General features: G+C 47.6%; 21 protein-coding genes and 1 other RNA gene. 8 read left to right on the top strand and 14 right to left on the bottom strand.

Going from position 1 to position 23,785, the window contains the following annotated elements; translation table 11 throughout:
• Nucleotides 1–32: 32 nt before the first annotated feature.
• The 8 genes from mraY to rnpB all read right to left on the bottom strand — a co-directional run bounded on the left by mraY (nucleotide 33) and on the right by rnpB (nucleotide 8,174).
• Nucleotides 33–1,115 carry a phospho-N-acetylmuramoyl-pentapeptide-transferase gene (gene mraY, locus Q1A08_RS08305; protein ID WP_299771743.1) on the bottom strand — a complete coding sequence of 361 codons (1,083 nt, stop codon included), beginning with the start codon at nucleotides 1,113–1,115 and terminating at the stop codon, nucleotides 33–35.
• On the bottom strand, nucleotides 1,109–2,488 hold the full coding sequence (gene murF, locus Q1A08_RS08300) for a UDP-N-acetylmuramoyl-tripeptide--D-alanyl-D-alanine ligase (protein ID WP_299771741.1): 1,380 nt from the start codon (nucleotides 2,486–2,488) through the stop codon (nucleotides 1,109–1,111). Before murF ends, mraY begins: the two co-directional genes overlap by 7 nt.
• Nucleotides 2,488–4,020, bottom strand: a complete 1,533-nt coding sequence (locus Q1A08_RS08295) for a UDP-N-acetylmuramoyl-L-alanyl-D-glutamate--2,6-diaminopimelate ligase (RefSeq protein ID WP_299771739.1) — start codon at nucleotides 4,018–4,020, stop codon at nucleotides 2,488–2,490. Before Q1A08_RS08295 ends, murF begins: the two co-directional genes overlap by 1 nt.
• Complete coding sequence (locus tag Q1A08_RS08290; RefSeq protein WP_299771738.1) at nucleotides 4,017–5,786, bottom strand: penicillin-binding protein 2; 1,770 nt, start codon at nucleotides 5,784–5,786, stop codon at nucleotides 4,017–4,019. Before Q1A08_RS08290 ends, Q1A08_RS08295 begins: the two co-directional genes overlap by 4 nt.
• A gap of 24 nt (nucleotides 5,787–5,810) precedes the next feature.
• Nucleotides 5,811–6,098: a cell division protein FtsL gene (gene ftsL, locus Q1A08_RS08285; RefSeq protein WP_299771736.1), complete on the bottom strand. Its 288-nt coding sequence runs from the start codon at nucleotides 6,096–6,098 to the stop codon at nucleotides 5,811–5,813.
• A gap of 15 nt (nucleotides 6,099–6,113) precedes the next feature.
• Entirely contained in the window at nucleotides 6,114–7,043 is a 930-nt protein-coding gene (gene rsmH, locus Q1A08_RS08280) for a 16S rRNA (cytosine(1402)-N(4))-methyltransferase RsmH (protein ID WP_299771734.1), read from the bottom strand.
• An 11-nt stretch (nucleotides 7,044–7,054) separates the two neighbouring features.
• Nucleotides 7,055–7,498 (bottom strand): division/cell wall cluster transcriptional repressor MraZ, encoded by a 444-nt coding sequence (gene mraZ, locus Q1A08_RS08275; RefSeq protein WP_299771732.1) that lies wholly within the window; start codon nucleotides 7,496–7,498, stop codon nucleotides 7,055–7,057.
• Nucleotides 7,499–7,823: 325 nt separating this feature from the next.
• An RNA gene (rnpB, locus tag Q1A08_RS08270) (RNase P RNA component class A) lies at nucleotides 7,824–8,174 on the bottom strand.
• Nucleotides 8,175–8,520: 346 nt separating this feature from the next.
• On the opposite strand from rnpB, the gene Q1A08_RS08265 reads away from it, so the two are divergent.
• Nucleotides 8,521–10,884 (top strand): TonB-dependent receptor, encoded by a 2,364-nt coding sequence (locus Q1A08_RS08265; RefSeq protein ID WP_299771730.1) that lies wholly within the window; start codon nucleotides 8,521–8,523, stop codon nucleotides 10,882–10,884.
• 78 nt (nucleotides 10,885–10,962) lie between these two features.
• Here Q1A08_RS08265 and rsmI read toward each other — a convergent pair whose 3' ends face one another.
• Nucleotides 10,963–11,820: a 16S rRNA (cytidine(1402)-2'-O)-methyltransferase gene (gene rsmI, locus Q1A08_RS08260; RefSeq protein ID WP_299771728.1), complete on the bottom strand. Its 858-nt coding sequence runs from the start codon at nucleotides 11,818–11,820 to the stop codon at nucleotides 10,963–10,965.
• 129 nt (nucleotides 11,821–11,949) lie between these two features.
• Between rsmI and Q1A08_RS08255 the strand changes: the two genes are divergently transcribed.
• From Q1A08_RS08255 to Q1A08_RS08230, 6 genes are all read left to right on the top strand, one after another.
• Nucleotides 11,950–13,848, top strand: a complete 1,899-nt coding sequence (locus Q1A08_RS08255) for a penicillin-binding protein activator (protein ID WP_299771726.1) — start codon at nucleotides 11,950–11,952, stop codon at nucleotides 13,846–13,848.
• Nucleotides 13,849–13,921: 73 nt separating this feature from the next.
• Nucleotides 13,922–14,290 (top strand): YraN family protein, encoded by a 369-nt coding sequence (locus tag Q1A08_RS08250; protein ID WP_299771724.1) that lies wholly within the window; start codon nucleotides 13,922–13,924, stop codon nucleotides 14,288–14,290.
• 42 nt (nucleotides 14,291–14,332) lie between these two features.
• Nucleotides 14,333–14,929, top strand: coding sequence for an SIS domain-containing protein (locus tag Q1A08_RS08245; protein ID WP_299771722.1), 597 nt, complete (start codon nucleotides 14,333–14,335; stop codon nucleotides 14,927–14,929).
• The gene (locus Q1A08_RS08240) at nucleotides 14,922–15,506 is read left to right on the top strand and encodes a BON domain-containing protein (RefSeq protein ID WP_299771720.1); all 585 of its coding nucleotides are present in this window, start codon (nucleotides 14,922–14,924) and stop codon (nucleotides 15,504–15,506) included. Before Q1A08_RS08245 ends, Q1A08_RS08240 begins: the two co-directional genes overlap by 8 nt.
• A gap of 138 nt (nucleotides 15,507–15,644) precedes the next feature.
• The gene (locus Q1A08_RS08235) at nucleotides 15,645–16,817 is read left to right on the top strand and encodes a monodechloroaminopyrrolnitrin synthase PrnB family protein (RefSeq protein WP_299771718.1); all 1,173 of its coding nucleotides are present in this window, start codon (nucleotides 15,645–15,647) and stop codon (nucleotides 16,815–16,817) included.
• Nucleotides 16,818–16,819: 2 nt separating this feature from the next.
• Nucleotides 16,820–17,914, top strand: coding sequence for an aminotransferase class V-fold PLP-dependent enzyme (locus Q1A08_RS08230; RefSeq protein ID WP_299771716.1), 1,095 nt, complete (start codon nucleotides 16,820–16,822; stop codon nucleotides 17,912–17,914).
• Nucleotides 17,915–17,952: 38 nt separating this feature from the next.
• On the opposite strand, the gene Q1A08_RS08225 is transcribed toward Q1A08_RS08230, so the two are convergent.
• The 4 genes from Q1A08_RS08225 to Q1A08_RS08210 all read right to left on the bottom strand — a co-directional run bounded on the left by Q1A08_RS08225 (nucleotide 17,953) and on the right by Q1A08_RS08210 (nucleotide 21,090).
• Nucleotides 17,953–18,633, bottom strand: coding sequence for a 50S ribosomal protein L11 methyltransferase (locus tag Q1A08_RS08225; protein ID WP_299771714.1), 681 nt, complete (start codon nucleotides 18,631–18,633; stop codon nucleotides 17,953–17,955).
• Between the two features lie 48 nt (nucleotides 18,634–18,681).
• On the bottom strand, nucleotides 18,682–19,788 hold the full coding sequence (locus tag Q1A08_RS08220) for an AI-2E family transporter (RefSeq protein ID WP_299771712.1): 1,107 nt from the start codon (nucleotides 19,786–19,788) through the stop codon (nucleotides 18,682–18,684).
• Between the two features lie 15 nt (nucleotides 19,789–19,803).
• Nucleotides 19,804–20,148: a hypothetical protein gene (locus Q1A08_RS08215; protein WP_299771710.1), complete on the bottom strand. Its 345-nt coding sequence runs from the start codon at nucleotides 20,146–20,148 to the stop codon at nucleotides 19,804–19,806.
• A 174-nt stretch (nucleotides 20,149–20,322) separates the two neighbouring features.
• Nucleotides 20,323–21,090, bottom strand: a complete 768-nt coding sequence (locus tag Q1A08_RS08210; protein WP_299771708.1) for a TSUP family transporter — start codon at nucleotides 21,088–21,090, stop codon at nucleotides 20,323–20,325.
• A gap of 362 nt (nucleotides 21,091–21,452) precedes the next feature.
• Between Q1A08_RS08210 and Q1A08_RS08205 the strand changes: the two genes are divergently transcribed.
• Nucleotides 21,453–22,268 (top strand): HDOD domain-containing protein, encoded by an 816-nt coding sequence (locus Q1A08_RS08205; protein WP_299771706.1) that lies wholly within the window; start codon nucleotides 21,453–21,455, stop codon nucleotides 22,266–22,268.
• A 117-nt stretch (nucleotides 22,269–22,385) separates the two neighbouring features.
• On the opposite strand, the gene Q1A08_RS08200 is transcribed toward Q1A08_RS08205, so the two are convergent.
• Complete coding sequence (locus Q1A08_RS08200; protein WP_299771705.1) at nucleotides 22,386–23,756, bottom strand: FAD-binding oxidoreductase; 1,371 nt, start codon at nucleotides 23,754–23,756, stop codon at nucleotides 22,386–22,388.
• Nucleotides 23,757–23,785: the final 29 nt, after the last annotated feature.

The raw sequence follows: 23,785 nt of genomic DNA, 5'->3' as shown, positions 1-23,785 counted from the left end.
CTGTTCAACTTTTGTTTTGTGCTGTTCTAAATCTAGCGCAGCTTTAATGTCGCCAAACCAAACATCACCAGCATCACCGTAATAATCCAAAAGCGCACAATAACCCTTGGCTCTGGCCAGCCCTTTAATTCAAAGTGGTGATGCAAGGGCGCCATTCTGAAGATCCGGCGCCCTGTCAATTTGTAGGAGCCCACTTGCAAAATTACAGAGACAGTTTCCATCACGAATACGCCTCCCATAATGAAGAAGACGATCTCGTGCCTTACGATAACCGCGATTATGCCCAGCGCCGCACCAAGTGCTAGAGCGCCAACATCACCCATAAATACTTGCGCTGGATAAGTGTTAAACCATAAGAAGCCCAAGCCGGCGCCTCCCAATGCAGCACAAAAAACTACCAGCTCACCGGCACCTTCAACATAAGGTATATTCAGATACTCGGCGAAATTCGCGTTACCGGCCAAATAGGCGATAACCCCCAGTGCGCCGCCCACCATGACCGTTGGCATAATGGCCAAGCCATCAAGACCATCAGTTAAGTTAACCGCGTTACTAGAGCCGACTACCACAAAGTAGGTCAGCACTATGTAGAAGATACCGAGATCCAATACAGCATGTTTGAAAAACGGAAAAATCAATTGTGTTTCAACAGGGCTGATTGCAGTGCTATACAAAAAATATGCAGCCCCCAAGCCACCGATTGACTGCCAGAAATATTTCCAGCGAGCAGGCAAGCCACGAGAATTATTCTCCACCACCTTGCGATAATCATCGACCCAGCCAACGGCGCCAAAAATGGCCGTTACAGCCAAAACGACCCATACATAACGATTGCTTAAATCCGACCAAAGCAGCGCTGAAATAAAGATGCTGGCCAAAATTAAAGTGCCACCCATTGTTGGGGTACCACTTTTGCTTAGGTGGGATTCAGGACCATCATCACGCACAGCTTGCCCAATTTGCAGGCTGTTTAAACGGCGAATCATCCAAGGACCTAACCACAAGGATAATCCTAAGGCTGTCATCACCCCTAAGATTGCCCGCATCGTTAGATACTGAATAACAGCGAAGCCACTCACATATTGCTGCAGGTACTCAGCCAACCAAACTAACATGACACCCCCGGGGATTTATTATTTTCGGCAGCAGACATCAGAGCCTGTACAACCTCTTCCATTGCCGCACTACGCGAACCTTTAACAAGCACTGTGCAAGAGCTCGATAATTCTGATTTTAATTCTTCAATCAAACTGCGCTTATCTTGAAAGTGCTTTCCGGCACTACATTTGCTAGCAGCATGCTTTGACAAATCGCCAACACAGAACAAAGCTGAGATAGCCTTATCCTGTGCATACTGACCAACCTTTCTATGAAGTTTTTTCTCTTCAGGCCCCAACTCGCCCATATCACCCAAAACCAAAATCGTTCTCCCTTCCTGATCGGCTAGCATATCGATTGCGGCCTGAACTGATCCTGGATTGGCGTTATAGCTATCATCAATAATTTGAGCGCCCGTAGAATGCTCAAAGCGCTGCATTCTGCCCGCAGCATTTTTCGCCGAAGACAAACCTTGCACGATAGTTTCCAGCGACACAGAGCAAGCATAGGCACAGCTTGCTGCCGCCAAAGCATTGGCAACATTGTGACGGCCAGGCATTGCCAGCTGCACTCTTTGTGTTGCAATGGGAGTTGTTAAATCAAAGGCATAACAAGCATCGGTTAACAATTCGATATTGCTCGCGTAGATATCGGCCTGCACAGAATCAGTACTGTAACGAACGACCTGTGACTCTGCTAAACCACCTGCCCAGCGATCGGCGTATTCACAATCTTCATTAATGATCGCTTTAGCAGACTCAGCCAAGCCTTGGTAAATTTCACCTTTGGCCATTGCCACACCATCCAGACTACCAAAGCCCTCTAGATGCGCTGCCATAACATTGTTCACCATCACAACAGTGGGCTTAGCAATTGAGCTGAGATAAGCAATTTCACCAGGGCCGCTTGCACCCATTTCAATAACTGCATACTCAGTGTCGGCCTGCAAATCAAATAGCGTTAAAGGCACTCCGATATGGTTATTCAGATTACCTTTGGTTGCCAAAGTTGGCCCGAGCAATGAAAAGATGTTAGCCAACATTTGTTTGACAGTGGTCTTTCCGCTACTGCCAGTAATACCAACTACCGGACCGCGAAAAGACTGACGAAACATTTGCGCAATTGACGCCAAGGCAGCATAGCAATCCGGAACCACTAGCTGGGGAATCTCAATAGCAGCCTGCTGCTCCTCAACTATGGCTGCAATGGCGCCTTGCGCCTGAGCTTTTTCCAAAAATTGATGACCATCGAAATTCTCACCCTTAAGGGCAACAAAAATATCTCCGGCGGACACTTTACGGCTATCTGTGCTCAAGCCTTCAATTGAAATTTCACTATCAATATCCAAGGCCAAAGCAGCCGCTATCTTTTGTAAGCCAAGAGGAAACATTACTGTACCCCTCCTTGCTGAAACTGTTTTTCTTGCAGAAATTTCTCGGCAATGACCCGGTCATCAAACCAAAGCTTTTCGCCCTTAACGATTTGATAATCTTCATGCCCCTTGCCTGCAATAAGGACGCAATCACCATCAACGGCACTAGCGATGGCCTGCTCGATGGCAGACTTTCGATCAATAACCATTTGCGACTCGATTGCTGAGGCATCGATGCCCGCCTGAATATCATCAAGAATTCGCCGAGGGTCTTCATTGCGTGGGTTATCACTGGTCACCCAAATAGAATCAGCCAATCGAGCAGCAATAGCTCCCATTTGTGGGCGCTTGCCTCTATCTCGATCACCACCGCACCCAAATACACACTGCAGTCGACCACTACAATGCTGACGAACTCCCAACAGGGCTTTCTCAAGAGCATCTGGGGTGTGAGCGTAATCTACGACTACAGTAATGCCGGCATGATTAAAAGTTTCTAAACGACCTTTAACAGCACACAACTCAGGCAATAGCTCACACAAACTTTCCCAGCTATAACCCTTAGCAATTGCAGCAGCCATCACCGCCAATAGGTTGCTCACATTAAAGCCACCCAGTAACTGAGTTTGTAATTCAACTCTACCCCAAGGACTAATGAGCCTTAATGTCATACCTTCGGAGTGATATTCGGCCGACTCACAATAAATGTCGGCAAATTGATTGGTACAGCTATAAGTTAGCGTTTTTAGACCAGATGCTTTTAATACATGCGCAAAAATTTCACCGTATTCATCATCAAGGTTTAATACCGCGGCTGACAAACCCTTGAAAGTAAACAACTTCGCTTTGGCTTTAGCGTAAGCTGCCATGCTGCCGTGATAATCAAGATGATCGCGACTGAGATTGGTAAACACCGCAATATCAAAATCTACAGCAGCAACACGCCCCTGCATCAAGCTGTGTGATGAAACCTCCATAGCGACTGACTGCATTCCCGCCTCACGCAGCTCTGCCAAAATCGCTTGGGCTCGAATAGCATCAGGGGTGGTCATACCCGTGTCTTGCAAAGTCATTTTAGCCTTGCGATCAACTTCGCCATAACCCATAGTCCCAAGCATCGCAGCACGCTGACCCAACAATGCCTGCAACTGTGCAAAAAGCTGAGTGCAACTGGTCTTACCATTAGTTCCCGTAAAACCAACAACCGATAAAGCTGTACTGGGTTCGGCATAAAAGTTCGCAGCAATTCGACTCATTTTGTGAAGCAGAGCTTTTATCGAAACAACAGGCACACCCTGGCGACTAGAAATTGCGCCATGATCCTCGCCATCCGCTTCTTGCAGTACAGCGACTGCTCCAGCTTTAATGGCCTTATCGATAAAGCGACGACCATCGGTTTCCAAACCCGTCACAGCGATAAAACAATTGCCTTTTCTTACTTTTCGGCTGTCCTGTTGCAAGCCAGATAAATGCAAATCTTTGTGCTCAGCAGCATCAATATCTAAGCCCGACAACAAATGCTGCAAACTGCAGTAATTGGAAGTACTCATTGCATACCCCCAACCATAGCGACTTGCGAGCTATCGCTCACTCTTGGAGGAACACGCAATAAACGTAGCGCAGATTCCGCAACCCGAGAAAAAACAGGGGCTGCCACCTTACCGCCTGAGTAAGCCTGAGTACCCGGCTCATTAATCATGACCACGGCCACAATCTCCGGCGCATCCGCAGGAGCCATACCGGCAAACAAAGACATATAGCGATTTTCGGCGTAACCTTTTGAGCCTAGCTTGTGAACGGTTCCCGTTTTTCCAGCAACTGGGTAATCGGTAATTTGGGCGAGCTTACCAGTGCCTTCTTTTTCTGGCACTGTACTCAACATTTTACGCACCTGCTTTACCAAAGCGGGATCAGCAACCTGATGACTTTCGACACCCTCTTGATGATGCAAAATCGATACAGGACGGAAAGTCCCGTCATTGGCGATAACATTGTAAGCTTGAGCTAGCTGCGCGGCGGTTAAACTCATGCCATAACCAAAAGAAAAATTGGCATGCTCGGTAACATGCCATTTAGGTCGATTCGGTAAAGTTCCTGTACGCTCACCAGGAAAACCTGTTCCCGTGACCGCACCCAGGCCGAAGCGCTGATATATATCCCGTATGGTTTCAGGCTCCATTTGCAAGGCCAACTTAACAATTCCAACCTGACTTGATTTGGTGAGAATTCGCTCTAGATTTATTTCACCGTAATTAACTGGATCGACAAAGGTTTTTCCTGGTACTCGAACATAGCCAGGGTTGGTATCAACCACCGTATCTTTTGAAAACTTACCCGTTTCCAATGCCGCCAGAATGGTTAAAGGCTTCATGGTCGAACCAGGCTCATATTGATCGGTCAGCGCTCTATTACGTAACTGCTTAGCCTTAATCTTGCTGCGATTATTGGGGTTGTACGATGGCTGATTGACCATAGCCAAAACTTCAGAGCTTGCCACGTCCAAAATAACCACAGAGCCCGATTTTGCCTTGTAAGCTTTTAAGGCGGTTTTCAGTTCGCGATGCGCCATATATTGCAAACGCAAATCAATACTTAAACGTACATCCTTCCCGGACAGAGCAGCTCGAATCAAACCTGCATCTTTAATAACGCGCCCTTTTAAATCCTTAATAACACGTTTAGCGCCCGCCTCACCCTTAAGCCAATGATCATAGGCCAACTCCAAACCTTCCTGCCCCTTACCTTCAACATCAACAAAGCCAACTAAGTGAGAAGCTACTTCTGCCGCAGGGTAAAAACGTTGATACTCAGTCGTTGCGTAAACCCCATCAACACCCAAGGCCATAACAGCTTCAGCTTTATGTGGCGGCAAGTGACGCTTTAGATACATAAATTCTTTATTGGCAAATCGATCAAATTTTGCAGCCAACTCTGACTGCTTCAGGCCTAAAGCTTTAGCCACCGCACGCAATTGGCCATCATCGTTTTTGAAAAGCTTAGGATTTGCCCACACCGAAGTTACCGGCGAGCTCACTGCCAAAGGCTCACCATTGCGATCGGTAATTAAGCCGCGATAAGCATTAATCGTTTCATGTCGAATAGTCCGTGCATTACCTTGACCTTGCAAAAACTCATAGCCGCGCTCATTACCCGGAACCACCTGTAGGAACGCCAAGTGCCACATCAATGCAAGTAGCAATAGCGCAATAACGGCAACGGTGAAGTGAAAACGCCATTTTGCCAACATCGCTATAGCCAGGCCCTTACCCTTGGCGGGCGCCTGCTTGCGCTTTGATGTTGTGACTTTTTTATTCACCGCTATCTCAATCGTGCTGTTTTGTTATTTAATAATGACCAGCTCATTGGCAGCTGGTGCTTTCATTTTCAATTGTTTTTTAGCTGTTGTTTCAACTCGGTTATAACTGGCCAAAGTACTTTGCTCGAGCAGATACTGCCCCCAAGCGACCTGATAACCATTGGTCATACGCTTAGCAAGCTCGAGCTGATTCAACTTAATGCGGCTTTTATGGGTACTATCGACGACTGCGATAGCAGATAGCATCACCAGCAACCATAGCAACGCCATGATCAACGGCCAACGCCACTGAAATTCCCCCGATTCTGCCACCTCAATTCCCTGCCTTTAAAGCTTTTCTGCCACGCGCATCACAGCGCTGCGTGAGCGAATATTTTCTGCCAGCTCACCGGCATCGGCTTTCATAGCCTTGCCAACGCTACGCATTGTTTTATCTAATTGATCTTCAGTAACTGGCAAGCCAGGCGGCAACTCCTGCCCCTTTTCCTGACGCCGAATAAAACGTTTAACTAAACGGTCTTCTAAGGAGTGGAAACTAATAACCACCAAGCGCCCACCTGGCTTGAGAATGCTCAAACTCTGGTCAAGCACCGCTTCAAGGTCCGCCAATTCATTATTGATATGAATACGTATGCCTTGAAACGCTCGAGTAGCTGGATTTTTACCCTTCTCCCAAGCTGGATTTGCATCAGCAACGATGCGCGCCAATTGCAGAGTCCGAGTAATGGTCTTGGCTTGTCTGGACTCTACAATGGCGCGGGCGATTCGCTTAGCGAAGCGCTCTTCTCCATACCCCTTTAATACTCGGGCAATTTCTGTCTCCTCAGCAGAATTCACCCAATCGGCCGCTGTCATACCCGCACTACTATTCATGCGCATATCCAGCGGACCATCCTGCATGAAACTAAACCCCCGTTCGGCTTCATCCAGCTGTGGCGACGACACCCCCAAATCTAACAATATGCCGTCAACCAACCCTGTCTTGCCGCGCTCTGCGACAAATTCTTGCATTTGCGCAAATGAACCATGCGCAATTTCAAATCGTTTTTCTTCGGCAAACTTTTCATGTGCTACTGCAATCGCATCAGGATCTTTATCGATGGCCATCAAATGACCATTCTGCCCTAAGGAGTTGAGTACCAATGCACTGTGGCCACCGCGACCAAAAGTACCGTCAATATAAAAACCATCTTTATCAATCAATAGATGGTTGACCGCTTCATCTAGCAGAACACTGTAATGTGGTGAATTACTCATTAGCTCAGCACCTACAGCGAAAGCGTTTGCATTTCAGGCGGAATCTCATCATCAACCGCCTCATCCAATAGAGCTGACCAACCAGCCTCGCTCCACAATTCAAATTTTTTCCCCTGCCCTACCAGCATTAACTCTTTCTCTAAATTGGCGTATTTACGTAATGGCCCCGGAATAGAGATACGACCATTAGCAGGATCCATTTCCACAGCTGTGGCATAACCGATCAGCAAGCGCTTAGCGCGAGCGGAAACCTTGTTAAAGCTAGGAAGATTTTCAATCTGAGGAAGAATTTGCAGCCACTGCGGCTCTGGATAAACCAACAGACAGCGCTCTTCAGTATTTGCGGTGATCACTAATCGTCCCGCACAGGCCTCTACCAACGAGCCGCGAAGACTTGTTGGAATCGCCAGACGCCCCTTCGCGTCCATATTGATTGCGTGACCACCTTGATACACTGAGTGCTACCGTTTGCTCGTTTTGGGACATTTGCTCCACCAAACTCCACCCGGAATCTAGAAAAAACACAAATCTCCACTTTTTTCCACATAGCTACACTATAAATCTGAACTAGGCAAAGTCAAGGTAAAAAGCGTTTAAAATCAGGGATATTGCAGCGATCTTCGAGAAACTTGTTAAGAACTGGAGGTTTCCCTGCAACTGAAAACATCAAAAATCAAGAAAAAACAACACGCTAAAGCGCAAACTTAAAGTAATACTTTAAGTTTGAAAGAAGAGCTCAATGAATTCCAAAATAATGCCAAGATTGGCGAAGGGAAAATAAGTCAAAGGCGGCCTATAAGCCGGGTTCTGTCGTGAACAGTCATTCATCTGGGATGCTTGTCACCAAACACCTCAAGCGACCTACCCGAATCCAGCGCGGGTCACGCCTATAGGATTCCTATTTGGTCTTGCTCCGAGTGGGGTTTACCATCGCCACAGACTGTTACCAGCTGCGCGGTGCGCTCTTACCGCACCTTTTCAACCTTACCGGCCGCGAACGGCTTAGGCGGTTTCCTTTCTGCTGCACTTTCCGTAGGCTTTCGCCCCCCAGGCGTTACCTGGCACTCTACCCTTTGGAGCCCGGACTTTCCTCCCTCCTTATATAAGAAGAGCGACTGCCCAGCCACCTTTGACAGGGGCAACAATAGCGATTCAATACACCACTTGCAAGCTTTATGATCTTTACATTTTTATCGTTTACAAGCCAGAAAGCCCACACAATAATAGAGTTCGTTTATGCAATTGACAAAAAGATTCTAAATCGGTGTCATTGGTGGACAAATTGGCCAACCCTGTTGGCTATTCAGCCTAAATAGTATATGGTTCGCGATGCCTAAAAGTCGTGAACGATCGACATATAACAACAAAAACAAAAGCTTAGGCACAACACTGTAAAAACTACTATAAATAGTAGCTGTAACAGACAACCTATATAAGTCTGAGCAGCAAATACCCGCTCATCACAGGAGATCGACTGATGAAATCTATTAGACAACGCACTCTAAGTGTTGCCATCGGCGCAATAGCAGCCGCTTCAGCCATGCCCTCTCTCGCACAACTTGCCCTTGAAGAAGTGGTAGTTACCGCCCAAAAGCGTGAGCAGAGCTTGATGGATGTACCCATTTCCGTTAACGCGGTAGCGGGTGAAAAAATGAACGAGGCCGGCATCAATACCCTTGAGGATATGACTGCTTACGTTCCCAACCTAACATTCAACCAAACTGGTATCGGTACTATTATTGGTATTCGCGGTATCAGTTCTGGTATCAACCAAGGCTTCGAACAGTCTGTAGGCCAGTATGTAGATGGCATCTACTACGGCCGTGCACAGCTAACCCGTGCACCTATGTTTGATATGGAGCGTGTAGAAATTCTACGCGGCCCTCAGTCGATCCTATTCGGTAAGAACTCGATTGCAGGTGCAGTTTCTATGACAACTGCCAAGCCAACTGATGATTTCGAGGGCTCGGTAACAGCATTGTACGAACCAGATCACGGTGAACGTGATGTTAAGCTGGTTCTTTCTGGCCCATTAACTGACACCCTAAGCGGCCGCTTAGCTATCTTGGATCGTCAAATCGATGGTTATTACACCAACACCACCTTAAATCGTGACGAATCCGATGAGGATGTGAGTGTTGTACGCGGCTCTCTTCGCTGGGACGCCTCTGATGACCTAACCGTTAACCTAAAAGCTGAAAAGAGCAGTTTTGATGTTAAAGGCCGATTCTTAGAATTGGTGAATGAAGTTGGTGCTGTGCCATACTCAGCTGCTGTATCAGCCACGAGCGCCGCTGTAGGCAATGGCAGCTACGTGCTGGATGCCACTCAAGACTTTAACCGCCAATCAAACGGCGACAGCAGTGATAACGAAACCGAAAACCTGACTCTGAATATCGAGTACGCCATTGGTGACATCACCGTAAACGCCATCACTGGCTACAATGCTTATGAGTACTCAGAAGATTGTGACTGTGACTTTATTGGTGCTAGCATCTTTACCGCACAATCTGGCGAAGACTTTGACCAGGTGAGCCAAGAGATCCGTTTTACTTCTCCAGGTGGCGAAACTGTTGACTGGATCGCTGGTGCGTTTTGGCAGTCTACCGATCTAGCTTTTAACGATTCTATTACTGTCCCAGGTGATAGCTTGTTGCGTGCTTTAAATCCCAACTTTGCTAACATCGCCACTCAGCGTACCTTCAACCAAGAATCTGATCTTTGGTCTGTATTCGCTCAGGCAACTTGGAACATCAATGACGAGTTTCGCCTAAACGTCGGTGCTCGATACACATCCGAAGATAAAGAAGCTGATCGTCGTCAATACCATGTCAACAGCGCTGGTCAAGATGTTGGCTCTAACGATTTACTGCTAAACACTCTATTTTCGGCATTTGCTATCGAGCCTTACGACACCCTACGTGATAGCCGTGACGAAGGCGCATTTACTCCTCTAGTGACAGCTCAGTGGGATGTAAATGCCGACGCTATGCTTTATGCAACCTTTACCACTGGCTTTAAAGGTGGCGGTTTTGACGTTCGCTCAAACGCCCACCCAGATCCAGCGTACGGTGTAACTGTAGTAACTGCTGGCGGCCCTGTCCTGAACCCAGGTAAGACTGGCGTATTCGAATACGAAGAAGAGAAGGCTACTAGCATCGAGCTTGGTGGTAAGTTTACTCTTGCCGACGGCGCCGCTGAATTGAATGTGGCTCTATTCCGCACTGAATACGAAGATCTTCAGACTTCTCAGTTTGATGGTACTTTAGGCTTTAACGTAACCAACGCCGGTGAAGCAACCAGCCAAGGTATCGAAATGGATGGCCGCTGGTTGCTATCTGAAGGCCTAACCCTAACCGGTTCTGCTGCGTACCTAGACTTCGAATACGACAAGTTCCCGAATGGGCAGTGTGCTTTCGGTGTAACGCCAAACAGTGCAAGCAACCCAGGCCTGTGTGACTTCTCTGGTCAGCGTCGTGAGTTCACTCCTGAGCTACAAGGTACCTTGAGCCTGGATCACGTAATGCCAATCGGTGAAGATTTCGAATTGCATTCAACCCTAGATTTGATCTACAGCGACGAGTACTTCGCCTCTCCAACTCTAGATCAAAACTTGGTTCAAGAAGCTTACACCAAAGTTAACCTACGCGTAGGCTTTGGCGCCGCAGACGGCCAGTGGGAAGTAGCTCTAATCGGTAAGAACCTAACTGACGAAGACGTTGTGACCTTTGGTAACGTAGCTCCACTATCGACTACCTTAACCGGTGGTGCTGGTGCAGCATACTACGCCTTCTTCGACCGTCCTCGCTCTGTAGCAGTACAAGGTACCTTGCGTTTCTAAGCTAAGCACTTAAAAGCTACAAAGAAAAAGCCCCGCACTGCGGGGCTTTTTTATATTTGTAATAAAGAGAATTAAAGCTTAATCGTCCTTGTTATCTAATGCCCACTGATAAAGTTCTTTTTTACGAAGGCCTGTTATCTCAGCACCTATTTGCGCCGCCTGTTTTACCGGCAACTGCGCTAACAGACAGCGCATCATGTGTTCAACATTTGCATCTAGCTGCTTTGCCGATGCCTCACAACCTTTCACCAAAATAACCATCTCACCTTTGCGCTGATTATGGTCCGCTTCAACGGCGGCCAGCACCTCTGTTGCAGCGCCAGAAATCAGAGTTTCAAAAGTTTTGGTTAACTCCCTCGCAAGCACTAACTCGCGGTCCGCACCAAATACTTCTGACATCGCCGTCAAACTATCAATAATACGATGCGGCGCCTCATAAAAAATCATAGTTCGCTCTTCGTCCAACAGCACTTGCAAAGCATTCAAGCGCTGCCCAGCTTTTGCGGGCAAAAAGCCTTCAAAGCAAAACTTATCCGACGGCAAGCCCGCCACACTTAGTGCTGCCGCCATTGCACAAGCCCCCGGAACCGGCACGACTTTTATACCCGCGTCTCTAGCAATTTTTACTAGCCGATATCCTGGGTCTGAAATTAGCGGCGTTCCAGCATCACTGATTAACGCGATATTTTTACCGCCATTCAGCAGGTCTAACATCGCCTCTGTTTGTGCTTGATCCGTGTAATCGTGATAGGCCCGCAAAGGCGTATTGATGGAGAAGTGCTGGCATAATCTTGAGCTGTGACGAGTATCTTCAGCCGCAATCAAATCAGCATTTGATAAGACCTCGATTGCTCGTTGAGTGATATCACCCAGATTCCCGATCGGTGTGGCCACCACGTACAGGCTGCCCGCCCCAGAAGTTGTTGAATTTTTCATCGCCGGCACGGAACATTCACCTCTCATTCATGGCCAAAGAGCACTATAGTACCCTCATTAAGAGTAACTGACATGCCTGCCGCAAAGAATAATTGCTATGATAGGGCCATGACAAATTTAGAGAGCACAATGAGCACCGTGTTGAAAACAAGCTTAGCCCAAGCCAAGCCCCAAATAAGTCGACTTACCTTGACCGCACTAGTCTGCGGCCTATTACTAAGCGGCTGTGGCTCGAACCCCAGTAAAGACCAAGGCAGCTTTCAACAAGCAGCCATCCCAAGCACACAGCCCCAACACACGGTTGCACAGCTATTAAAATTAGCACGCAGTAGCCAAGCGCGCGAAGCCAGCCAATATCTTTTGCAAGCCGCACAGCAGCTCAGCCAGCAAGAGGAATTGAGCTGGGCTCAGAATTTACTCAAAAATATCGACCCGATGCTGCTCAGCAACTTCGACTTTATTGAGTACAGCATTTTACATGGCAAGCTTGCGATGGAAGACGGCTCGTATTTTCTTGCTAAAGATAGCTTCTCCAGCCAGCGTTTGCAGCAGCTGGACGGGCAAATGCAGGCCGATCAAAAACAGCGTTTAGGAGAGCTCAAAGCCACCTTATTCACCCTCCTTGGAGACACTGAGGCAGGCGTTCAAGAACGCCTTGCCCTGCGCCAATGGCTCAGCATTGATCAGCTGGCGGACAATCAAAGCGCATTGTGGCAGACCCTAATGATGGAAAGTCCCGATAAGCTAGAGGCGCTGGCCAAGCAACAACAGCAGCCACTATTCAAAGGTTGGTATGAACTGGCCTCCATTGCGAAAAGTCAAAGCGACAGTATTGAGCAACAACAAGCCAAGGTGCAGCAGTGGCAGTTGCACAACCCAACTCATCCAGCCGCGCAGAATTTGCCTGAAGATTTACGCTTGCTAGGCCGACTGATCGATGAGCAACCCCGCAAAATCAGCATCATGCTACCGAGCCGGGGTAAATATGCCCGCGCTGGTAAGGCGATTAGAGATGGCTTTATGGCCGCTTATTATCAAGCCAAAGATAAAGGCCAAAGCACTCCCCAGTTAGAGCTCGTCGACAGCAGTCAGGGTGATATCGTGCAGCTCTATCAACAAGCGGTGCAAAGCGGAAGCGAACTGGTTATTGGCCCACTAGATAAAAGCCAAGTAAAACGTTTAAACGATAGCGCCCAACTTAGCATTCCCGTTTTAGCGATGAACTATATTCAGGCACCTTCGAACAATCCCGGCGACGAATATCAACAACTGTTATTTCAGTTTGGTTTAGCACTGGAGGACGAAGCTCGCCAAAGTGCTCAACGCGCCTATTTGGAAGGCCATCGTCGCGCCTTGGTGATCGCCCCTCAAAGTTCCTGGGGTAATCGCGGCACTCAAGCCTTTACGGAAGAGTGGTTAGCACTCGGAGGGGAGATTGTTGGTGAACAAAGATTCACCGGCAAAGGCGATTACTCTCGCGTTATCAAAAACAGTCTACAGCTGGATTTAAGTGAAACTCGCTACCGCAATTTGCAAAGAATCTTGGGCACCAACCTAGAGTTTGAACCCCGCCGCCGACAAGATATCGATATGATCTTTGTATTGGCCAATAACAACCAAGCAAGGCAAATTAAGCCCACCTTAGCCTTTCACTACGCCAGCAAAATACCGGTATACGCTACCAGCCACATCTATGGTGGTCGAGAAGCCAATAAAGCCAATCGTGACTTAAACGGCATTCGTTTTACTGCCCTACCCTGGCTAATTGAAGAGGACGAATCATTGCGCTTGGCAGTAGACGAATACGCCAAGCCCATTCCAGCCTACCAGCAACTCTATGCACTGGGGGCCGATAGCTTTGCCCTGTACCCTCGCCTTAGCCAACTTGCACAGGTTCAACAGTTGCAGTTGCAAGGCCGTACAGGCCGTTTGCAGATGCTCAGCAATGGCCAACTAGCTAGACAGCAAGATTGGGCTATTATGCGCAATGGTAAGGCACGGGAGCTCGCGAATCTAAGCCAGCCGTAATCCCGCAAGGTCTATTGCGGGATCATCAGGGCTGTCTATGCTTAAAGCATCAGTCCCCTGCTAGGAGCTAAGTTTGGAAAAGGAAAACAGACGACAGCTGGGCGAAAAGCAAGAGGCGCTCGCCGCTCAGTTCCTCAACGAAAAAGGACTAAAGCTCCATTCCAAGAATTACCTTTGCCCCTACGGTGAAATAGACCTCATCATGCAGAGTGAATCGGAATGGGTGTTTGTGGAGGTCCGCAGTCGCAGCCCAAGCCAATTCACTAGCGCCCTTGAAAGCATTGGCCCACAAAAGCAACAGCGACTGTTGCGCAGTGCTGAGCACTTTCTAATTTCACAAGGGCAAAGTAATAGCCCCTGTCGCTTCGATGTAATCGCTATTTCACTTCTACCTGAAGGCCGCTCTGATATAGAATGGCTGCAAAATGCCTTGGGCTATTAAGCCCCGCGCCGTAATTGCTATTCAAGACAGAAAGAGCCCAGCATGGATCAACACGTCATCAATTTGTTTCATCGCAGTATCGAAGCCAAAATGCAGGTTGGCGAGCAGCTCGCCCCGCTTATTGCCGAAGCGAGTGAAATGATGGTGCATGCCCTCGTCAATGAAAACAAAATCTTGCTATGCGGCAATGGCAGTAGCTGTGCTATAACGCAGATTTTCTCAGCGAACTTAATCAACCGCTTTGAAAATGACCGACCTAGCCTACCCGCTATTGCACTCGGTACAGATGCCACCTCGCTTTCCGCGATCGCGGACGTTGCTAGTTACAATGATGCCTATGCAAAGCAGGTACGTGCCCTCGGTCAACCTGGCGATATTCTGGTTATTATTTCTAGCAGCGCCAAAGCGGGAAATCTGATCAGAGCCGTTCAAGCGGCACATGATCGAGAAATGTCTGTTATTGCACTGACTGGTCAAGATGGCGGGGATATTTCTGCGCTTCTCGATGTCCACGATATAGAACTGCAAGCACAACTACATTCAAGACCACGCATTCATGAAGTGCATTTATTAACTGTGTTCTGCTTATGCGACCTTATTGATCAACAACTATTCGGAGTTTATAGCCCTGATGAATAAACTAGCCGGCCTTTGCAAAGCCATAGTCATAGCGAGCTGTGTGTTGAGCTTGAATGCTTGTACCTCTGTTATTAGCGCCACCACAGATAAGCCTATTCAGCCTGACCCTAGTAAGCGCACCTTTGGTACCTATATCGATGACGAGCAGCTGGAAACCATTGCCGAGGTAAACCTTACCAAAGCCAGCCCCTCACTCGACTCTTCCCATATTAACGTCAACGCCTTTAATGGCGTTGTATTGGTAACCGGTGAAGTGCCCAACCAAGAAGCTCGTGAGCTTGCCACCAGTACTTTGCGTAAGCTGCATAAGGTCCGCCAAGTATTCAATGAGCTACAAATTCAAGGTAATAGCTCATTCTTAGGCCGCACAAACGATTCATGGATCAGCTCAAAGGTGAAAACCCAGCTTTTGGCCAATGAAGATATCGACAGTGGACGTATTAAGGTGGTCACTGAAAATGGCACGGTTTATCTCATGGGTACGGTTACCCGCGCCCAAGCCAATAAGGCCGCCAATGTAGTGAGCCGCATTGGCGGCGTACAGAAAGTTGTTCGGACATTCGAGTATATCGACTAGCCAATCCCGCCTTATTTGCCTCCCGAGCTAGCAGATTCTGCTAGCTCAACTGCTACCTTCGGGCTTTTTTGCCCGAAACTGCTCCTAGTTGATTGCTAAAATAATCATACTTTACAAATAAAATAATAGGAGCCGACCGTGACCGCCAATGTTGAGAACTTCGACCGCTGGATTCGCAGCAGCTTTATTGAAATAAACACCGAGCTAGAACAGCGTTATCAGCAACAAGACGATAAAGCCAATGTAGAAGGTATTGGTGATACGCTAAAGGCCCAACTCGAAGGTGAAGGGCGTGCCCTCATTAGCGAGTTATTGGCTGAGGGCAACACTGATGAAGGCTTTGATGCTGGCTTCGATCTATTGGGTAATGTTGGCTTTTATATGGCCGCCTGCCGCCGCCATGAGATTACCGAGCCCTCGCGAGAAGATAGCTCGCCATTAAAAGAAGCCTCAGCGCTAGCCTTACAACTGGGCGCCTCTCTTGGCGTCACGCCTCGTTTCGCCACCGCTCACTTAACGACTCATAACCGAGCCATTAACGGCGTTGCTAAAAGCTTCACCTCATTAGAAGACGAGTTTATTTTCAATGAATACAATACTCGCGCGGTGCTCGCCTATAAACGTGCCGCCGATGCATTATTTCGTACCGTACCATTGGGCATTTCCAATGTATCGGTACCCGACCTACTCGATGCTGCTTACGACGCCTTAGAAGATGTCATTCGCTTGAACGACATCTTATTTGAAAAGCTTGATGTCAACGCCTTCTTCTATTTGGTTCGTCCTTATTACAAGCCCTATCGCGTAGGGCGTGAGATATACCGCGGTGCCAACGCTGGTGATTTTGCCGGCATCAACATCATCGACTTAATGCTTGGCCTCTGTCGAGCGGACGACTCTTACTATTCCCAGCTGTTGGTCGATAAAATGCTCTATATGATGCCAAATGATCAACGATGCCTGATGGACTGCATGCGCCGCCCAAGTCTTATGGACCAGTTGCTTCAGGCAGCCACAAAAGAATACGATAGCGAGTGGTATCAGCTAGTCGCCAGCAAGTTCTTAAAAGTTTGTGAAGCGCATGGCCGCACCGCCGAGCAACACCACAATAATTTGGTAGAAAAGTTTATCACGCGACCGGCCGAAGACATGGATGAAGCCTATGCCAACAAGCTTACCGCCAGCGGGCCACCACTGCCGGTATTGTTGCGTTCGCTCGCTAAGCTTAGAGATTTACGCTTGGCCGCCGAGCGAGATGATATCCCCAGCCGCTTTCAAGATGTCGCGGCGATTCGAGACAATTTGAGGTAACTATGGGCCCGGAAGATTTTCTACTGCCCAAGCAGCGCTATTTACTCAGCCACTCTGTCGGTTTATCGCTGCGCAGCAGTCAACAAGCGCTAAACGATGGTTTTTTTAAGGCTTGGCAGGAAAGCCCTGCCGAGGCCTGGCCAAATTGGTTGCGAGCGATTGAGCAATTTCGCTCAGCGCTAGCTCAGCTACTGAACGCAAAGGCTGATGACTTCTGCCCTCAGAGCAATTTATCTAGTGGTTTCAGTAAAGTCTTACAAGCCATTAAGCCGAAGCAAACTCGCAATACTATTTTGCTAAGCGAAGAAGACTTTCCTAGCATGAGCTTTGTCGCCCAACAAGCCCAAGCCTTCGGCTGGAACTTTCGCTTTTTACCCAAAGATATGGACCATCAAGATATCTTACAGTGGCAAGCTCAGCTGACGGACGATGTCGCTTTAGTTTTACTCACCCACGTTTATTCCAATAGCAGCCTTCGTCTAGATATCGCGACGCTTATTCAGCATTGCCAGCAACAAGGTATTCTAACTGTGGTGGACATCGCTCAATCTGCGGGTATCGTCCCAATTGATTTGCAGCACTGGCAAGCAGATTTTGTGCTGGGCTCCTGTGTTAAATGGTTATGCGGCGGCCCAGGTGCTGGATTTATGTGGGTAAACCCAAAAATCGTGGAAGCTTGCGAGCCCAAAGATGTGGGTTGGTTTTCACACCAAGACCCATTTGAGTTTGATGTACATAGTTTTCGCTATCACCCTAGCGCTCTGCGCTTTTGGGGCGGCACCCCTACTGTACAACCCTATGCTATTGCAGCCCATAGCATCGAGTATTTTTGCAACTATGGCGTAGAAAACAGTCAGCGGCACAATCAGACTTTGAGTCAACAACTTCGTAGTGCAGCTGGGGCTTCCTGCCTAACGCCTGAGTACCGAGGCGGCACTGTCGTTTTGAAATTTGAGCAGCAAGACAAATTCATTGCCGCTTTGGAATCAAAAAATATTCAATTTGATCAACGACCAACAGGGGTTCGACTGTCACCACATATATACAATGATCAAAGCGATATTGACGCTGTTTTAGATTGCATGCCCAGCAAATGATAACTCTCTAGCGGCAAGCTTTATAGCTGCGCTTGTCGCTAGAGACTCTGATAGAAATTAACGGTTTTAAATTCCTCAAACTCACCCAGGTCTGGAAAGGTAATCGAACGGCGCACGGATATAGCCTCATAGCCAGGCTCATTGAAATTCTTCACGCGGGAATCAGCGATAAGAGTGCGAGCAAAGCACTGACGGAACTTTTCCAGTAGCGGTTTATTTTCCCAGTCATACAACACGTCTGCTGCTAGCACCAAATCCACTTCCGGGCCAGCTAGGGAAAAGCAATCACGATTAATTTCCAATCGCTTATCATCCGCAAAGCCATTGAGCTCACTATTGGCCGCTACAGATAGCAGTGCGCCCTCATCCAGATCACTAGCATAAACCTTTTTGGCGCCCGCCATTAAAGCTGCGATAGCGACAATGCCTGAACCGGTACCAAAATCGACAATGACTTTATCTCGTACTAATTCAGGATCCGCCAAAATCATCGCCGCCATAGCTTGGCCGCTGGCCCAACAAAAAGACCAATAGGCCGGCTCTTCAAATACCGCCGCAATAGTTTCCTCACTCAAACGGGCATCCATTATCTTGGGGTCAACCAACCATAAAGATACCTCTGGCACATCGGGCAATGGCGTTGCCTTTAGTTGGGCGTGGGGCAAAGTCTGCCGAAAGTGGCGCAACAACGCTTCTGGCGCACTTAGAGCATTTGTCATGTTTTGTTCTCAATCATTCAACACAGCAGGTTCATCAAAGTGCTAAACCTATGATTCGGATTTTTTTTCTTCACTATCCTCAAGGGGCTCCAATAAATCAATACTATCCGGAGTTTCGACAGCCTCTCCTGAGCCTAACAGAACACCAACCCAATGAGTGTCTTCATTACTTTCCAGAGCAATTTTAACCGTCATGGTTAACGGTACTGACAACAGCATGCCAACCGGGCCAAGTACCCAACCCCAGAACACCAATGAAAGGAATACCACCAAGGCAGACAAGTTCAAGCCCCGACCCATTATGCGCGGCTCAATACCATTACCAACCACAGTATTAACTACTAGGTATCCAGCACCCGTCAGCAATGCACTCACCGGGCCGAGCTGTACTAAAGCCAATAATACGGCTGGAATTGCGGCCAATATGGAGCCTAAACTCGGCACAAAATTGAGTAAAAATGCCAACAATGACCACATCACCGGATAATCAACGCCCAGAATCAATAACCAAACAAAAACCAGTACCGCGGTCAGTAGGCTGATCCACATTTTAATGGCCATATAGTGATTTACTGATTCGGTAAACCGGGCAATGGCACCCACACCAAAATTTTTCTTGGCCGACTTTAATTTCTCTGAAAAACCAACCTCTTCAGCCATAATAAAAATAACGGTTAGCAGAATTAAAAAAGCTTCTGTCATCAAGCTACCGAAAGAAGCCAAAGTATTTCCGGCGATACGCAAGGCAGCTCCCGGATCAATATTTTCGGCCAACACACTGGTTTCTAAATCGATGCCATAGCCCTGTAACTTTGCAATCAAGCCTTGAAACATGCTAGTCAATCGTTCTTGATATACTGGAATATCTTGGCGGAACTCGGCAACCGAACTCCCCACCACAGCACTGATAGCCCCACCAATAGCTATGATCAAAAAGATAATAGAGACAATTGCCAAGCCATTGGGCAAGCCTCGTTTTTTCAACCACAATAAGAGCGGCGAGCAAACCACCGCAATGAATAACGACAACAAGAAAGGAACTAATATCGCTTCCGCTGCACGCATGCCCGCTACTACGATGACAAAAGCCGCCGAGACTAGAATAAAGCGAGACACTCCGGAAAATTCACCCGGAGCTGGGTTGTGATTTTGCATTAATGCCTTCCTTATTTAATTTTTTGAGCGCTCTGTACGCAGCTCTTCTAAAAGCTCAGCCACGGCTTGGATACCAGCCTCGGTCAATAAATGTCCGCTGCGGGTTTGCCCAAGATAATACTGCTCTTCTATTTCAACACATCGCAGCCGAATATGCTCTAAATCGGGATTGTGGCGAATGGGCACAGAGGTAAATACCGACCAGTCATTCTCGGTCGCCTGAGCATTTACTACCAGTTGTAAAAAACTCTCCACCGCCAGCGGGTCTAAGCGATAGTGGGGAGTTTTCACTAAGCTCAGCACGGTAATCACCACAGCCAACAGTATTGCTGTTAGTACAATTAAGAGCAAAAGGTCCATAAGCCCCCCCAATCAATAGCCGCTAGATTTCCAGTGTATCGTTGCGAAGGAATACCTTCGCCTACCGCCGTGGTAGAAGCAAATAGTGGGCCGGAATCAAAGGCTGCTCTAAAAAGCTCACTGATGCCCTAGGGCTCCGCTGAGCAAAACCTGCATTATTCAGAGGTGCCCTAGTTATACGCCATCAAATATCATCCGCAGTGCCAATATTAACGTAATTGATATCATCATTGGCTTAATCAATTTGCTGCCCTTACTGATCACCAAATTAGACCCCAATCGCGCCCCAGCGAATTGGGCTACCGCCATAATAATCGCTAGCCCCCATAACATCTGACCAGCAAAAACAAAGACTATCATAGAGGTAAAGTTTACTGTGAGCACCAAGGGTTTGGTGTGCGCCGTCGCCTTACGTATGTTAAATCCACGTAAGCTGGCCAAAGCCACCGCAAAAAAGGAGCCGATACCCGGGCCAAACAATCCACCATAGAAGCCAATACCATTGATACACAAAGCGTCGAATACAGGTTTCTTCAATTTAGCAGGACGATCTTCATCACTCAAACTAGGGCTTATCAACATATAGAGCGCCAGCAGAATCAATAGATAAGGAATAAACTGAGATAACAGCTGAGTCGGGATAAACTGCACCAATACTGAGCCCAGAATGGCTGCTATAAAGGCACATAGCAAACTAGTTTTGAGACCTTCGCCCTCGATATGTCCTTTACGAAAGAAGTTGATCGTCGAAGATAGGGTGCCAAACACACTTTGAAACTTATTGGTGGCTAAGGCGTTTAATGGGGGGACACCCAGCCAAAGCAAAGCTGGCAGCACAATCATGCCACCACCACCGGCGATAGCACTTACAAAGCCTGCTATAAAGGCCAAAGCTGCCAATAACAGCGTCGTCCAAAGCGGTAAATCTAATAGCCAATCCACAATTACAGCAAACCTCTTAATATCATTATCGCGCTTTCATTTAGTGCGATTTTTAGCCGCCAAGCGATTTACTTGACTAATCCTTTGTTCACCCCTGCCGATAATAGGTGTATCGCCCCTAAATTTCAGCCCCTGCGAGTGAAATGCATAGCTAATGTGAGCCTGAAAAACCGAGAGCTCTCCACCTACGAGTGACATAGCTGGCCTTTACAAACGCTAGCGAGGCGACCAGAACCGGCGAAAAGCAGAGTTCATACAAATTATTAAGTACTTTGAGCGTGTTTTAACGAAGCGACGGCTACGAAAGTCAATTTTCAAAAGCCTGCTAGGAGCAGCTCTTCACTGTGTTATGAGGATTCAATATGGAATTAAGCCAACTGATCAATAATGCAACAGATCTTCCAAAGATCCCGGAAGTTGTGCAGAAGTTACTCGACAGTTTTAACAGCGCAGAATCAGATGCAGATTCTATCGCCAAACAGCTCAGCCAGGATCAGACCTTGACGGCAAAAGTGCTGCGCATGGCAAACTCTTCCCACTTTGGCGGTGCTCGTAAAATCGGCAGTGTAAACGATGCCGTGGTTTTCTTAGGTTTGAATAGCTTGCGAACTTTGGTTTTAGCTTCCGGTATTACCTCATCGTTTAAAGCACCAGAGCATATCGATATCAAACAATTTTGGCGTAACAGCTTCGCCATGGCAGGAGCTTGTCGCTGGGTCTGCAATTACAGCAAACGCGAACTGGATAAGGAATTGGCCTTTACCTGTGGAATGATGCACAACGTGGGCACCATTTTAATCAGCATTTTATGCCCAGATGATGCCCTAGAAATTCATCAGCTGGTAGAGCAAGGCGCTAACCGTGAAGACCTTGAACAAAATCGTTTAGGTTTTACCAATGTCGAAGCCGGAGCAGAGCTTGCCGATCGCTGGCGCTTTCCGCCGGCAATGGCCGAAGCATTACGCCACCAACACAATCCCGAAGCCTCTGATGCCGAGTACGCCGCCATTCTGTATTTGGCCCACTATATTTTGGCCATGAATGCTTCAGATGATAAAGAAAATATGATGGCCAACTTTCCCAACGCCATCGCTGAAAGTATTGATATCGATTTAGTATCAATGCTTGATGAAATTGACCTAGCTTTCGACGAGAATTTTGACGATCTATTCGCCTAAAATCGACTGAGTTTCCATGACATGCAGTCATTGCCCCCGTTAAGGGGGCTTCTTTTTTGAAGCTAGCTTTTTAGATAGTCTTTTAGCTAAACTTTTTGCAGTACATTTCTAAGCTGGCTATAGCTCAAAAATTTTTCCGGGATTTAGAATATTTTTCGGATCAAAATTGCTTTTAATCGTCTTCATTAATTCAATTTCGATAGCACTGCGACTAATATCTAAATAAGACCGCTTCTCCAATCCGATACCGTGCTCGGCAGATACCACTCCAGATCTAGAGCGCAAAGGTAAATAGACAATATCATTTACTTGGGAACGTACCTCTTCGTAGAGTCCCGCCGCGCGAATCACAAAATGTAAATTACCATCTCCAAGGTGCCCAAAGGTAATGCAACAACTGTCGTCCGGCCAAGCTTCTTGCACGCCCTTGTGCACTTCAGCCACATAGGACTCCATATGTTTTAAGGGCACACTGACGTCAAAAACAAAATAAGGAAATATCTCCATTAAAGCTTCAACATCATCACGGATGGCCCATAGCGCCTCAGCTTCATTCTGTGATTTTGCCAATACGGCATCGGCAATCAAGCCCTGCTCAAACAGCACCTCCAAGGCACTGGCAAAGCGTTGTTTATCAGTTTCCTGATCAGCGCCTAAAGACTCTATCAAGACATAAAAAGGGTATTGTTCTGTGAAGGGGTAACGATGACGCTTACCTTCCTGACAAACGGCTTCATAGTAATTTTGCCACATCACCTCGAAGGCGCTCATGCCACCACCTAAGAGCTTATCAGCTTGCCCTAACAAGGCAGTTAAACTGGCAAAATCACTAACAGCCACCATGGCTGTGTTTTCGCTAATCGGAGCGGGCTGCAAGCGCAACACAGCACGAGTAATCACTCCCAATGTACCTTCAGAGCCTACAAACAAATGTTTTAGATCGTAGCCGGTATTATTTTTTATCACCGAGTTCATGGAACTGATAACACGGCCATCGGCCAGCACTACCTCTAGACCCAAGACCATGTCACGACTCATGCCGTAGCGAATCACTCTATTGCCACCGGCATTGGTGGCAAGGTTTCCGCCTATAGTGGCGCTGCCCCGGGCACCTAGATCTAGAGGGAAAAATAAATCTTGTTCGGCAACAGCTTCTTGCAAACTTTGCAACACGACACCGGCCTGCACCGTTGCGGTTCTAGAAAGCGCATCAATCTCTTCAATCTGATTCATACGCTCTAAGGACAATAAAACATCCTCACTGGTACTCACACAACCACCCACCAAGCCGCTGCCACCACCGCGGCTTACGACTACTTGGCCAAGCTCATGGCAAACAGCCAAGGCTTTAGATAGTTCAGTGGTGCTTTGTGGGCGAATAATCGCCTTGGGAATCAAAAAAACACAAGCGGGGTGCTCCCTCAAACTGTCGCCATAGATTAACGAAGCTGGCTCAAGGCATTGTTTCAATCGATCGATAATATCCATTCGCACCCCACTTACGGTTTAGAGAAGTG

Origin of the sequence: uncultured Pseudoteredinibacter sp. (genome assembly GCF_947500695.1) — a bacterium.
Lineage (GTDB): Bacteria > Pseudomonadota > Gammaproteobacteria > Pseudomonadales > Cellvibrionaceae > Pseudoteredinibacter.
This window is presented reverse-complemented; position numbering and strand designations above follow the sequence as displayed.

Excerpts from the sequence above, each read along its gene's own strand:
- mraY (WP_299771743.1), bottom strand. The coding sequence starts at position 1,115 with ATGTTAGTTTGGTTGGCTGAGTACCTGCAGCAATATGTGAGTGGCTTC.
- murF (WP_299771741.1), bottom strand. The coding sequence starts at position 2,488 with ATGTTTCCTCTTGGCTTACAAAAGATAGCGGCTGCTTTGGCCTTGGAT.
- Q1A08_RS08295 (WP_299771739.1), bottom strand. The coding sequence starts at position 4,020 with ATGAGTACTTCCAATTACTGCAGTTTGCAGCATTTGTTGTCGGGCTTA.
- rsmH (WP_299771734.1), bottom strand. The coding sequence starts at position 7,043 with ATGAGTAATTCACCACATTACAGTGTTCTGCTAGATGAAGCGGTCAAC.
- Q1A08_RS08265 (WP_299771730.1), top strand. The coding sequence starts at position 8,521 with ATGAAATCTATTAGACAACGCACTCTAAGTGTTGCCATCGGCGCAATA.
- rsmI (WP_299771728.1), bottom strand. The coding sequence starts at position 11,820 with ATGAAAAATTCAACAACTTCTGGGGCGGGCAGCCTGTACGTGGTGGCC.
- Q1A08_RS08255 (WP_299771726.1), top strand. The coding sequence starts at position 11,950 with ATGAGCACCGTGTTGAAAACAAGCTTAGCCCAAGCCAAGCCCCAAATA.
- Q1A08_RS08245 (WP_299771722.1), top strand. The coding sequence starts at position 14,333 with ATGGATCAACACGTCATCAATTTGTTTCATCGCAGTATCGAAGCCAAA.
- Q1A08_RS08240 (WP_299771720.1), top strand. The coding sequence starts at position 14,922 with ATGAATAAACTAGCCGGCCTTTGCAAAGCCATAGTCATAGCGAGCTGT.
- Q1A08_RS08230 (WP_299771716.1), top strand. The coding sequence starts at position 16,820 with ATGGGCCCGGAAGATTTTCTACTGCCCAAGCAGCGCTATTTACTCAGC.
- Q1A08_RS08225 (WP_299771714.1), bottom strand. The coding sequence starts at position 18,633 with ATGACAAATGCTCTAAGTGCGCCAGAAGCGTTGTTGCGCCACTTTCGG.
- Q1A08_RS08220 (WP_299771712.1), bottom strand. The coding sequence starts at position 19,788 with ATGCAAAATCACAACCCAGCTCCGGGTGAATTTTCCGGAGTGTCTCGC.
- Q1A08_RS08215 (WP_299771710.1), bottom strand. The coding sequence starts at position 20,148 with ATGGACCTTTTGCTCTTAATTGTACTAACAGCAATACTGTTGGCTGTG.
- Q1A08_RS08205 (WP_299771706.1), top strand. The coding sequence starts at position 21,453 with ATGGAATTAAGCCAACTGATCAATAATGCAACAGATCTTCCAAAGATC.
- Q1A08_RS08200 (WP_299771705.1), bottom strand. The coding sequence starts at position 23,756 with ATGGATATTATCGATCGATTGAAACAATGCCTTGAGCCAGCTTCGTTA.